The organism is Vibrio sp. SSH13-20 (genome assembly GCF_040104475.1).
In the GTDB taxonomy this organism is placed as follows: domain Bacteria; phylum Pseudomonadota; class Gammaproteobacteria; order Enterobacterales; family Vibrionaceae; genus Vibrio; species Vibrio harveyi.
Genome location: NZ_JBECOU010000007.1, coordinates 305,915 through 318,938, shown reverse-complemented (window position 1 = coordinate 318,938; position 13,024 = coordinate 305,915). Strand labels below are relative to the sequence as shown.

Genomic DNA, 13,024 nt, shown 5'->3' with positions numbered 1-13,024 from the left:
TAAAGAGAGGAACGATTAAGCGTTTGTTTTTAGGTAAGAAGTAATCGCTTGTTTTGCGTCTTTACCGTCTAGCGTCTTCACGCCTTCTAGCCACGCTTCAAATTGTTGTGGGTTAGCATTCAACCATTCTTGCGCTGCTTTCGCTGGCTTCTGTTTTTGGTTTAGAATCGCTTCCATCAACTGGTTTTCCATCTCTAGGCTGAACTCTAGATTCTTAAGCAGTTGACCCACGTTTTGACACTCAGATAGGTAGTCTTGGCGCACGTTGGTGTAAACATTTGCACCGCCGTAGTTAGGTCCAAAGAAGTCGTCACCGCCAGATAGGTATTCCATCTCAACATTGCTGTTCATTGGGTGTGGTGCCCAACCTAGGTAAACGATCCATTGGTTACGACGAACAGCACGAGACACTTGAGACACCATGCCCGCTTCGCTTGATTCCACGAGGCTGAAGTCTTTCAAGCCGAATGCATCGCTGTCGATCATATCTTGGATAAGGCGGTTGCCATCGTTACCCGGCTCAATGCCGTAGATGCGATCTTTAAATTTATCAGCATGTTTTGCCAAATCAGCAAAGCTTTTCACGCCTGCGTCATATACGTACTTTGGTACAGCTAGTGTGTATTTTGCGCCTTCTAGGTTTGCGCGAACTGTTTCCACTGTGCCAGCTTCACGGTATTTGGCGATATCGCCTTCCATGGTTGGCATCCAGTTACCTAGGAATACGTCAATGTCACCGTTTGCCATTGAAGAGTACGTCACAGGTACAGACAGAAGATCGGTCTTGGTTTTGTAGCCCAAGCCTTTTAGCAATTCAGAGGTAACAGCAGTAGTTGCAGTAATGTCTGTCCAGCCTACATCGGCAAATCGAACAGTTTCACATTGGTTAGCGTAAGCACCTGTCGCCACTGCACTCAGCGCGATAGATGAAAAGATTTTTGTCATCGTAGACATGTTTAAATTCCTTGTAATTACTGACTTTATGAGATTGAGCTTAAGTCTCTTTTCGGCGGACGCATTCTTTGCGTCTCTTGCCAGTTCGGAGCAATCCAAACTGGTGTGTTATTCGATTGTTCGAGTACGTTCCCCAAGATCATGTCCGCGGCACGCTCTGCAACCATAATGGTTGGTGCGTTTAAGTTGCCATTCGGAATGGTTGGGAAGATGGATGAATCCACCACGCGCAAGCCTTCAATGCCGCGCACTTGGCAGGCTTCATTCAGAACTGCCATTGGGTCATCGTCTGCACCCATTTTGCAGCTACACGAAGGGTGGTAAGCACTTTCCACGTTTTGCTTTACCCATTCATCAATCGCTTCATCGCTGGTGATGTTAAGACCCGGTTGGATCTCTTCACCGCGAAACGCATCCATTGCTGGTTGATTGAGGATTTCACGCGTTAGACGAATACAGTCTCGCCAATCCTGCTTATCTTGTTCCGTCGAGATGTAGTTGAACTCGATTTTTGGTTTGTCATTTGGGTTGGCAGAAACCACTTCGACACTGCCGCGACTCTCTGGCTTGTTTGGACCAACATGCACTTGGAAACCGTGACCATCAAACGCAGCACGCCCGTCATAACGCATTGCGGCTGGTAGGAAGTGAAATTGAATATTTGGCGATTTCAAGCCTTCACGAGAACGTATGAACGCACACGATTCAAAGTGGTTGGTTGCGCCCAGACCTTTGCGCGTCAAAATCCACTCCGTACCAATTAAACCTTTGCTGATCAAACCTAACTTGCTGTTGAGCGTGATCGGCTGTTTGCAGTGATACTGGAAATACACTTCAAGGTGGTCTTGCAGGTTCTTACCCACACCTTCTAGAGCGTGTTTCACTTCAATGCCCGCTTTCTCAAGTACAGTCTTAGGACCAATACCCGAGAGTTGCAGCAGTTGTACCGAGCCGATAGAACCTGCGCTCGACACAACCTCTTTGTTGGCAAAGCACTGTTTGATTTTGCCAGATTGCTCGAACTCAATGCCGACTGCTTTCTTGCCTTCAAGCAAAATGCGATGAGCAGTTACGCCTTTCATCAAGGTGAAGTTGCTGCGCTTTTTTGCACGGCTTAAGTAAGCGTTAGAGGTAGAAGCGCGTACGCCTTTGTCTACTGTCATGTGCATCGGACCGAAGCCCTCTTGCTGGTAACCGTTATAGTCTTGCGTTTCTGGGTAACCTGCATCTTTACCCGCTTCGATAAACGCTTGGTAGAGTGGGTTCAACTTCATGTCGTTGCCGTTGCACGTCCCTACCGGACCGCTGTCGCCACGGTATTCGTCTGCGCCACCTGTCCATGTTTCTGCTTTACGGAAGTACGGCAGGCACGCTTGGTAATTCCAGCCTTTTGCGCCTTCTGCTTCCCACTCGTCAAAGTCACAAGCATGACCACGAACATAAACCATGCCGTTGATCGAAGAGCTGCCGCCTAACACTTTGCCGCGTGGACAATGCAGTTGGCGTCCGTCTAACCCCTCTTCCGCTACAGTTTCGAACTGCCATGCGTACTTTTCGGTGTTCATTGGGTAAGACAGCGCCGTTGGCATTTGGATGAAGATGCTCTTGTCTGAGCCACCCGCTTCCAGCAGTAAGACTTGGTGCTGACCGCTTTCACTCAGGCGATCCGCCAAAACACAACCTGCCGAGCCAGCACCAACGATGATGTAATCGTAGCGTTGTTGCATTACAAATCCTCCTGACTGATTAGGCGTAAGGGCTGTCGAAATCACCCAAATGCACTAACACGCTCTTGGTTTGGGTGTAATGCTTAAGGGTCTCGACACCATTTTCACGTCCAATGCCAGACAGTTTGTAACCGCCAACTGGCATTTCAGCTGGGGAGTCACCCCAGGTGTTAATCCAACAAATGCCAGCTTGGATTTGATGAATGACGCGGTGTGCACGAGAGAGGTTTTGCGTGAACACGCCAGCTGCAAGTCCGTAATCGGTGTTGTTAGCGCGTGCAATCACTTCGTCTTCGTCACTGAACTTAAGCACTGACATTACGGGACCAAAGATCTCTTGCTGCACGTGCGACATGTCGTCTTCGCAATCAGTGAAAACCGTTGGCACAACAAAATTGCCGCTCGCCAAACCGTTTTCTGTGACTTTGTAGCCGCCGGTTAGTAGCGTTGCTTTGCTTGCTTTCGCTTGTTCAATTGCGGAAAGGACTTTTGATTCGTGCTCTTTGGAAATTAGCGCGCCAATTTGGGTTTGCTCATCAAGCGGATCGCCAACCACCAGCAGTTCGGTACGTTTCTTAAGTTGAGCGACAAACTCATCATAGATACCTTCATGAACGAACACGCGTGTACCGTGCGTACAAACCTCACCTTGGGTGTAGAAGTTTGCAACCATTGCAGCAGAAACCGCGTCGTCTAGCTTGGCATCATCAAAAATGATCATTGGCGATTTACCGCCAAGTTCCATAGTGACTTGCTTTAGTGTATTGGCGCTGTCACCCATCACGACTTTGCCCGTACCCGATTCACCCGTGAAAGAGACTTTAGCGATGTCAGGATGCGCGGTGAGCATTTGCCCTACTCGGTAATCACCTTGAATAACGTTGAACACGCCATCTGGCAATCCCGCTTCGCTGTAGATTTCTGCTAGTTTGAGTGCAGTTAACGGAGTTTCTTCTGATGGCTTAAAGATCATCGCATTACCCGCAGCAAGTGCAGGGGCAGATTTCCACATCGCGATTTGAATTGGGTAGTTCCACGCCCCAATGCCCGCACAAATACCCAGAGGCTCGCGGCGAGTGTAAAAAAACTGTGATTCATTCAGTGGTTGCTGTTCACCATGCATGCTAGGCGCAAGACCTGCGTAGTACTCGATCACATCTGCGCCCGTTGCTATGTCTACGCAATTCGCTTCTTGAATCGGTTTGCCCGTATCCGCGACTTCTAATGCTGCCAGTTCGTCGTTTCTTTCACGAAGTAGCGCCACCGCTTTAAGCAAAATGCGACTGCGTTCTGTCGCCGTCATGGCAGACCAAATCGCAAAGCCGCGCTTGGCAGATTCAATTGCCGCTTGCATATCTTGCTGGTTAGCCTGCTTCACATTTGCAAGCGGTTCACCATTGGCTGGATTGTATGTGGTGAAGTGTTCTTCTGAGCATCCTAGGTGCATGGCACCATCGATGTAGTGTGCTTTCATATCCATTTGAAGGTTTGACTCTTTATTTTTGTTTTGAGTAGAACGTGAGCTGTTTATCGAGATAGTCGTTGATGATGACGCGTGCTTTCTCGGCATCGATGCCTTGCGGGTTGAGCGTTCCGCGCAGCCAAATGCCATCAATCAGTGACGCAATACCATGCGCCACCAGCTCTGCTTGGTCTTGATCCAACAAAGCTTTTAATTCTTTTTTTAGATGAGAAAGGAGTCGTCGTTCATTCACTCGTTGCAGACGTTTGAGCTGTGCGTCATGCATAGAGTACGACCAGAATGCCAACCAAGTTTTTGCCACTTGGTTCTCGGCTTGGAAACCCACAAAGTTGCCGTCGATGATGGCATTAATACGTTGATGATGCGCATCAGCTGGCAGCTGGCTTAGGTTCTCTTTGATGGTGGCAGAAAGCTGGCGCAGGATTTCACGCATGGTCTCTTCTAACAAGCCGTGCTTTCCACCGAAATAGTGATTAATGATCCCTGTTGATACCCCTGCTTCTTTGCTGATCAACGAGATACTCGCGGCGTGCAAACCTACTCTGTCGATGACCGACATCGTCGCTTTGACTAGCTGCGGTTTTCTGATTTCAGGCATCCCAACCTTGGGCATTTTGCATCCTTGTTATTTTTAATTGAACGGTTAGTTAAATATAAAATGCCTTAAATTTAGTTCGAACTCAAACTAATTATCTAGAAAAAATGACAGATACAGCCGAATCATTTCGACTACAATCATTACTAAAACTTGAGAAAAGATAGAACTTACGAAGATTTAATACGTAAAAACAGAAAAATAAAAACATTTAAAATCAATAATTAGAATTTTTATAACGCAAATTATAGATACAAAGACCCATGAAGACCCCGTTCTTATCAAAAGTACAAACAAAGACAAATACAATGAGCTCAAATATTTTCTACACATTTTATTTTTAAGTTTGTTAATTGACCAAGGAATGGCATACCACTTCACCACAGCGAATCCACAGCAACAAAATGTAAACGTTTCGTGTCAATTAAAATCGCCCAGTACAGCAAGGAAAACAACGAACCGGAATAGCTAGGTGTCTCCGAGTCGTTTGACGCCCCTATTTAGTTAACTAAGAGCGAGCTTCAGCAAAACGACTTTCATTTTCGCACTCAATATTTCTGCTGAATTTGATTCAGCAATCAAAAAGATCATTAAAAAACCCTCTAATGAGCATATTGATCACAACTCATATCAGCCTACTTTGCTCAAAAATAGCGCAATTTATATAATAATGCTGAATCGATTCAGCAATACTTAGATTTGAAAAATAAATAAGGAATAAAGGATGAAAAATTCGTACCTCGCTTGTACCGCTATGCTACTCGGACTTACTACCCTACCTGTTTCTTCAGCAGAATTTGTTCTAACTAATTCTGCTTTAAATCAAGACGTTGGAGATTGGAAAGTGACTAGTCGCTCCCTCGGCTTTAATCCAGACTTGCCCTTCAGCATTGAAAAAAAACGTTTGCACGGTGGAAAACAATTTGGTGTTGATGTTCTCGTCATAGACAACGGCATTTTGGAAGTTACCCTTATCCCAACTCGTGGGATGGGCATCTTTGATGTCAAAATGGATGGAGAGCGAATTCTTGGCTGGGACTCACCTGTCAAAGAGATCGTTAACCCAGCATTCATCGAGCTGGAAAGTCGCAATGGTCTTGGCTGGCTCGATGGGTTCAATGAAATGCTTGTACGTTGTGGGTATGAATGGACAGGTCACCCGGGCGTTGATGATAACGGTCAGCTTCTAAGCCTGCATGGTCGAGTCCAAAATACACCCGCTTCTACAGTAAAAGTGATCATTGATGATAATCCCCCACACAGAATTAGGGTGCAAGGTACCGTTTCAGAACGCACTTTCAAAAAAGCAGAACTGGTGACTCATACAGAGTTATCAATACTGCCAGGTAGCAACTCATTCTCTCTACACGATAAGTTAACCAACATGTCTGACTACGATGACGAGTACCAGATTATTTACCACTCTAACTTTGGTAGACCTATTCTTGAAAAAGGGGCGAAGTTTTCCGCAGCAGTCAAGGAAGTCTCTCCATTCAACAACTATGCAAAGGCGGGCTTAGATAGTTGGCAAACCTATCAAGGACCAACAAAAAGCTATGATGAAATGGTTTTTAACTTGAAGCCAATAGGTGACGATTCCGGACAAAGTTTAGCGGTGCTTCACAACAAAAAAAGCGATAAAGGTGTGGCGCTCAGTTATAACGTAGAGCAACTGCCTGTGCTGACACTATGGAAAAATACCGATACATACAAACAGGGTTATGTGACTGGCATTGAGCCCGGAACCAGTTACGCCTACAACACGAAGTACCAACGCCCATTAGGCTTAGTTCCGACCATACGAGCAGGTGAAAGCAAATACTTTGATCTAACCTACTCAGTACTTAGAAACCAAAATGAAGTCAAACAAGCACTCACTGAAGTCGCTAAAATCCAACAGGGTCAAAAAGTGGAACTGATCAGCAAGCCACTCGTAAACCTAGATAATTAACAATGCTTCAGCAATAAAAGGAGCCGCGATGTGCGGCTCTTAATCTAATGTATGCTTTAGGAAGTCGACTATCGAGAACTAGTAGCAATCAGCGCTTCCATCTCAGAAACGTGCTTGCTTAGCGGTTCACCTTTCGCGCCACAAACACGATTTCGCCCTAAATTTTTGGCTTGATACAAAGCCTTGTCTGCTCGACGATAGGTTTGCTCAACCGAACGATTGATTGCCGTAATGCCACCACTGACCGTGATGCCCAATACACTTTTCGACTGAATGATTTCTTTCAGCCGGTAAATCGCTTCAAACGCGTTTCGAGTATTGGTCTCAGGCATAATGATGGCAAACTCTTCTCCCCCAACACGTGCAACAATATCAGTTTCACGACACTCCGACTTCATCAATCTAGCGAGGTCTTTGAGTACGACATCGCCCACATCATGACCGTGCTGGTCGTTGATTTGTTTGAAATGGTCAATATCTATGATGGCTAAGGTGGCATTAGAAAACCCATATCGACCGGCGATGTTTGCGTAGCGAGCTAATTCTTCGTCAAAACGACGACGGTTCCAGCACGCCGTTAAAGGATCTTTTTCTGCTAAGCTCTTTAATTTGCTCTCTAGTCGAGCACGATGACTAACATCTCGAAAACTCACGACATAACGATCTCGCGTACCTACCCCCACTTTATAATGTGTGATGTGCACATCTAACGTTAAGTGGTCTCCAAAACGATTGGTCACTTTGATCTCGTCTTTCCAATTCGCTTTAGCGCCCAACTTAGTAAGTGCTTCATTTAATGGACGAAAGCCAAACTGCTTTAGATTTTCACCATTTAATTGTTCACTTGTGTACCCCGTCAGCCTCAAGAAACTTTTGTTGACGTAGTCTACTCGCAAATATTGATCAAGAATCACCACACCAATGACTGAGTGAGCAGCAATACTGGCAATCTTTTCATCAATTCGTTCGCTCTCAAGATAATAATTACGAATAACCATCAATAACCCGATGGCAAAAAGCATCAGTGCCTGCCAACTGTAATCATACGTAAGTGTGTAAATACCCCAGCCGGTTATCGTCAACAGATAAACAATGGGCAGCAACTTCCGTTTATTGTCGTTAGTAAATTGTCTCGCATTCATGACGTATGCTCCGAATAATTCAATGAGCAGAGGTTATTCAATTCGGAGAATAGAAATTTACCAATTCGCGCCACTGGTTTATCGCTAACCTCGCTCTGACAAAACAGACAAAGTGATTGATTGTTCGCAAATGTCGCTTAATGGCAATTTTTGTTATCCATTTCTCCCTACCTTATTCGTCAACTTATTTGAATTAGGAAACAGAAATGAAAGCACGCAATGCCCTTTTAATCTTATTGACGAGCACAATTGGCTTTAACGCTTACGCGATTACAGACGCCAGCAAGATCGGTGCGAATGCAGGAGCAATGAGTTATTGCTACGACCACGTCGCCTCTGGCAAAGACAAATCGAAATACCGTTTGTTGAAGCTGAAAACACTGGAAGAGTATCAAGACCTAGACAGCGGTGACCGAGCAAGAGCCTTAGTAATGAAGAAAGCCGCTGAAGATGGCGAATACCTTGGTGACCCGTTAGATAAATCTCGCTGTAACAGCTTAAGAAAAATGTTGTTCGTAAAATATTAGTCGATCAAGTGCCCGACAAAGCCATCACTGTTTAGTGGTGGCTTTTTTGCATCTGTAATCCACTCATCATAAATTCACCTTGGTTATTTATAACCATTCCAAGCAATACTCATTTTCTATCTTTACGTGCGAGGTGGCGCCAAATGGTAAGTCCCTAATCTCACTTATTCCTACTATATCGCTACAGGGTATGCATTGAGCGACAGGAGTCCCCCACTTAAAAATGAGAGACCAACATGACTTACGCAGAGTTCAAACAAACTGATTTACACACGTGCCTTACTGTTGCTGGCGAATTGATGGTAACGATTGGTAAAGTTGCTTTTAAAGCCGTAAAAATTCTAAGCAAAGCCTTTGGCTGGTTGGTAATCAAAACCTATCGTTATGTGATGAAGTAAGCCCTACAAGTCCTTTCACCAAAACCTTTTTAGTCCGAACCGCGCCTTATTTAAGGCGCGTTTTTTTGTTTGCCTTGTTTGTATTTCATCAACCCTTTTATGCTTTACCCAAGTAGCCTTGAGATGCTTGGGACATCTCCTTCCCCTATCTTTTTTCTTTACGCACGCCATCTAATAACCAGCCAGTAACGATGTCGCTCTAAGAGATGAAATCTCTGCCTCTGTCTTCTCCTATACCGCTTAATTTATGGTGTTCTCCCTTCGACACTCCCGTGGTAGAACATAACTAAACTCAATGCTAGAAGAACACAAAGGCGCTCTCGATAGCCAATACGGATGAGTTTAAAATGGGCACGATGGTTTAACACGAGTAGATGTTGGCAGTAAGAACCAAATGGATGAAGCCAACAATAGATTAGCCGAGAAGGTTTTTGAAAAGTGACATACACTCTAATCCCAAAACGCAAAAAAGGCGCTCGATGAGCGCCTTTGATAACAGGATAATGTTTTTACAATGTGTTCTTATAAACCACGCCATCTTTCATGATGACTTTCTTAGTTTCGTCTTTCATTACACAATCGACACCCTCAAGTGGATTACCATCGACGATAAGTAAATCAGCATACGCACCTTCCACAATTTGACCTAATTTGCCTTCTTGATAAGGGTGCTTGTAAGTCGACAATTCAAACAAACGACCACAGTTTGAAGTTGCCATGCGCAGTGCAGTGATGGTGTCGAACGTTTTTTCAATCGCACCAAGCTCTTGCATCTGAGTTTCATGAACGTTTGCTTTACCGACACAGTCAGTACCAAACGCTAGGTTTTGAATATCGTATTTCTTGATAAGCTCAGCAGACTTAAACATTGCCTTACCTACGCGTTCTGTCTTGCGGTAAGTCTCTTCGTTTGGCAACGGGATCTTACGCTCCGCAATTAGTGATGACGTGAAGTATGACGGAACAAGCCAAATGCCTTTCTCTTTTACAATTTGAGCAATTTCATCGTCCATAATAGTAGCGTGCTCAAAGGACATTACACCCGCTTCTGCTGCACGCTTCATCGCTGGTGCTGTGTGAATGTGAGCTGCTACATAGGTACCATAATCGCTTGCCGCTTCCACCGCTGCTTTCATTTCATCTAACGTGTATTGCAACGTATCCAGCGGGTCGAAGGTCGAGGATGCACCGCCACCTGCCATCACTTTGATTTGGGAAGCACCCATGAACAGTTGCTCACGAACAGCTTTCAATACTTCTGCACGACCATCCGCGACTTTAAATGCGCCCGTCTTCATTAATGGCGAGTCTTCATGACCGCTCGCTAGACGTTCTTGCGCTTGGTTTTGGCGGTAGTCTGAGTGACCACAAGTTTGCGAAATCGCTGCCATACAAGGCAAAATTCGAGGACCTTTGGCGTAACCTTTATCAATGCTGTTTTTCAAACCTAATGTATTACCTGCCACGTCACGAATGGTCGTAAAGCCGCGCATCAACATCTCTTCTGAGATTTTCGCTGATCGAATCGCGACTTCTTCACGTGTCATAGTGTCAATCACATTAAATGGTGCTGACATCGTGATGTGTACGTGCGCATCAATCAGGCCAGGCATCACCGTTTTGCCTTCGGCATCGATGATTTGCTCAGCATTCGAGTCATCTACTTTCCCGATTTGTGTGATTAAGTTGTTTTCAATCAGAAGGTCCACATTCTTCAGAAGTTGCTCATCCACACCGTTAAACACGTTTGCATTTTTAATTACGATACTCATGGTTTCTATCTCCGAGTCAGTTGTCTCAATACAGGTGCATCATATCGAGTGACTCGGAAATAGAATTGCCATTTCACGACAAGTACACATTCTTGGTCTAAGCAGTGAATCAACAATAACCAGAAAAAGTGTCGGAGTAGAAGTGTTAAATACTAAGGAAGCAGACAAACAAAGAAACTCTGACCAAGAATTGTCAGAGTTTCTTTAGTTCACAGTAATCAGTGAGTGGCTTGGAGATGCTGCTCTACGTTGAGTTGAAGTTGATGGATTTGATCAATCGCACTAGGCGTACCTTTCGCGAAATCGAAAGGCTCATTATTCAGTGCGCACACCGTCCCAATAACTTCACCTTTAAAGGTGATTGGCACACCGTAATACACACCGAGACCAAATTTCACTAAGTCTTCATTGCCCTTCCACTCTTCATCCATACTTGCATCCGCCACCAGCAACGGCTGTGCAGTATCAACGACGCGTTCGCAGTACAGCTCATGACAGCCTTGTTGATTACTTTTAGGACCAGCATCACCAACGTGGTAAATAGGTTGCTCATTCGCCGCAAACACCACCATTTGATCCGGCTTAGATTCCATAATCAATAAGGAATGCAGTTGAAACTGATGGGCGATATTTTCGAGTTGAGCTGTCAGCTCATCACGATAATTGGCTAATTTGATAAAAGGCATCGTATTTCTTACTCCTATAGATAGCTATTCACTTAAATCCATTTTCTTATGGGCTAACTGATACTTCACGGCATTGTCGTAACCCATATATTTACCAAGCTTTTTCTCCGGCACCGAAGTCAGATCCACGACAATCAAACCATCTAGCGTAAAGTTAAACGCAGGGTCGACATTAAAGCAGACTAACTTGCCATTCATGCTCAGGTACTGTTTGAGAAGCACCGGAATTCCCATACCACGTTCAAGACGACTGAGCACTTTGGATAACAAAGGCAACTGAGAGAGTGAGCTCAACATATCCGGTCGCCAAAATTCTTGATCGTTTCTCTCTAAAGGCGTTGTTGGCGAAACCAATTTGGCTTTGTCATTATCGTAATAATGAACCGACATAACGGAGGCGATGAGCTGCCTTGCCACTGGGCTATAATCGTTGCTGATGCTTACGGGACCAAAGAGATGGGTGTACTTTGGGTTGCGCTGAACAAAAGAGGCAATGCCCTTCCACAATAAGAGCAATGAGTGCATGTTGCGTTGGTATTGCTTCGCAACCACCGAGCGCCCCAGCTCAATCGAGCAACCTAGAGTTTTGATAAACGCCTCATCATATTTGAACAAACTGGTTGAATAGAGGGCATGAATTCCGCCTTGTTCAATCAGCTCATCAACCAGACCTAAACGATAAGCACCCACAAGTTCTCGGTTGGTTTTATGCCAAACAAAGAGCTGATGGTAGTTGGGATCAAAGAGGTCGACATCACAGCTCAAGCCGCTGCCTTCTCCAACATCTCTAAAGCTTTCTTCTCGTACGCGCCCAATCTCACGCATCATTTGCGGCATTTTTGGTGTAGGCGCACAGTACACTTCAAAATCAGCCTGCTCTAATAATTTAAACTCAGACAGATCCAGAAGTTCATTTTCTAAAGTCTCTGTAAGAATAGGCGCAATTATTGGTTCTGCATGAAGAGTTTGTTGAGTGAGCTTCTTGCGACTGTCCATACTTCCCATTAAATAGGTGTTCAAACGGAAGTACTGGGTAATATCTTCATCATTTTCAAACCCTTGTATCTCGCGATAAGGGATTGGATTGCCGATTGAAACAGAAATGATCTCACCAGACTTATTGAGAAGTTCTCGTCCCAGCAGTGCCGTTCTAAGAAGCGGATGAATTCTCCCTGCTTGATAAAATAATTTGCTGTTCATACCACTTATAAACAAAGGCACAGTCGTCGCTTGAGCATGCTTAACAAATTTTGCTACTGAGTGACTCCATGTTTTATCCGTGATTTTATTTTCACTGGCTTGCCAAGAGGAGACTTCTCCAGCAGGGAAGATAATCAACACCCCACCTTCTTTGAGATGTTGGTTCGCCGCTTTAATTGCTCGTCGATTGGTTTGCTTTGCCTTTTCACCACCAAACACATTAACACCAATAAACAATTCATCCAGCTCAGGAATTCGCTTTAACAGTTCGTTAGCAAGCACTTTGACATCCTTGCGCACTTGGGAAATCAAGGAAGCTAAAATGATCCCTTCAATTCCACCAAACGGATGGTTAGCAACAACCAAAACCGAGCCGTCACTGGGAATATTCTCTAAGCTGCCATGTTGAACTCGATATTGAGTACCAATTCGAGCAAGCGCTTCATGCATAAATGAATGACTATCTTCAGGTAACGGTTCTTGCTTGTACAAGGAATCTAACTTGGAAAGCCCAGTAGCCCACTCGACAACAGACTCACCTATTCCAAATGGCGTTTTTCTTGATAACCGGAAAGGACTTTCAACCATA

General features: G+C 44.8%; 11 protein-coding genes. 3 read left to right on the top strand and 8 right to left on the bottom strand.

The window, feature by feature from the left end; genetic code table 11:
* Positions 1–15: 15 nt before the first annotated feature.
* Genes ABMY42_RS20440 through betI form a run of 4 tightly spaced genes read right to left on the bottom strand, consistent with a single transcriptional unit; the run spans position 16 to position 4,777 of the window.
* Positions 16–954 (bottom strand): choline ABC transporter substrate-binding protein, encoded by a 939-nt coding sequence (locus tag ABMY42_RS20440; RefSeq protein WP_005425881.1) that lies wholly within the window; start codon positions 952–954, stop codon positions 16–18.
* A gap of 26 nt (positions 955–980) precedes the next feature.
* Positions 981–2,681, bottom strand: a complete 1,701-nt coding sequence (betA, locus tag ABMY42_RS20435) for a choline dehydrogenase (RefSeq protein ID WP_349266716.1) — start codon at positions 2,679–2,681, stop codon at positions 981–983.
* 19 nt (positions 2,682–2,700) lie between these two features.
* Entirely contained in the window at positions 2,701–4,161 is a 1,461-nt protein-coding gene (betB, locus tag ABMY42_RS20430; RefSeq protein ID WP_069687688.1) for a betaine-aldehyde dehydrogenase, read from the bottom strand.
* Between the two features lie 16 nt (positions 4,162–4,177).
* A complete protein-coding gene (gene betI, locus ABMY42_RS20425; RefSeq protein WP_041060594.1) occupies positions 4,178–4,777 on the bottom strand; it encodes a transcriptional regulator BetI in 600 nt (199 codons plus the stop codon).
* Positions 4,778–5,483: 706 nt separating this feature from the next.
* On the opposite strand from betI, the gene ABMY42_RS20420 reads away from it, so the two are divergent.
* Positions 5,484–6,710: an aldose 1-epimerase family protein gene (locus tag ABMY42_RS20420; RefSeq protein ID WP_349266715.1), complete on the top strand. Its 1,227-nt coding sequence runs from the start codon at positions 5,484–5,486 to the stop codon at positions 6,708–6,710.
* Between the two features lie 68 nt (positions 6,711–6,778).
* Here ABMY42_RS20420 and ABMY42_RS20415 read toward each other — a convergent pair whose 3' ends face one another.
* Complete coding sequence (locus ABMY42_RS20415; RefSeq protein WP_050907113.1) at positions 6,779–7,852, bottom strand: sensor domain-containing diguanylate cyclase; 1,074 nt, start codon at positions 7,850–7,852, stop codon at positions 6,779–6,781.
* 206 nt (positions 7,853–8,058) lie between these two features.
* Between ABMY42_RS20415 and ABMY42_RS20410 the strand changes: the two genes are divergently transcribed.
* Together ABMY42_RS20410 and ABMY42_RS20405 are read left to right on the top strand one after the other, a co-directional pair.
* Positions 8,059–8,379 carry a hypothetical protein gene (locus ABMY42_RS20410; protein WP_005452298.1) on the top strand — a complete coding sequence of 107 codons (321 nt, stop codon included), beginning with the start codon at positions 8,059–8,061 and terminating at the stop codon, positions 8,377–8,379.
* A 236-nt stretch (positions 8,380–8,615) separates the two neighbouring features.
* Positions 8,616–8,777, top strand: a complete 162-nt coding sequence (locus ABMY42_RS20405; RefSeq protein WP_009697120.1) for a hypothetical protein — start codon at positions 8,616–8,618, stop codon at positions 8,775–8,777.
* Between the two features lie 509 nt (positions 8,778–9,286).
* Here ABMY42_RS20405 and ABMY42_RS20400 read toward each other — a convergent pair.
* The 3 genes from ABMY42_RS20400 to ABMY42_RS20390 form a co-directional block, all read right to left on the bottom strand.
* Positions 9,287–10,549 (bottom strand): amidohydrolase family protein, encoded by a 1,263-nt coding sequence (locus ABMY42_RS20400; RefSeq protein ID WP_050907112.1) that lies wholly within the window; start codon positions 10,547–10,549, stop codon positions 9,287–9,289.
* A gap of 218 nt (positions 10,550–10,767) precedes the next feature.
* Positions 10,768–11,235 (bottom strand): GAF domain-containing protein, encoded by a 468-nt coding sequence (locus tag ABMY42_RS20395; protein WP_005452302.1) that lies wholly within the window; start codon positions 11,233–11,235, stop codon positions 10,768–10,770.
* 24 nt (positions 11,236–11,259) lie between these two features.
* Positions 11,260–13,023: a lysophospholipid acyltransferase family protein gene (locus ABMY42_RS20390; RefSeq protein ID WP_349266714.1), complete on the bottom strand. Its 1,764-nt coding sequence runs from the start codon at positions 13,021–13,023 to the stop codon at positions 11,260–11,262.
* Position 13,024 lies beyond the last annotated feature (1 nt).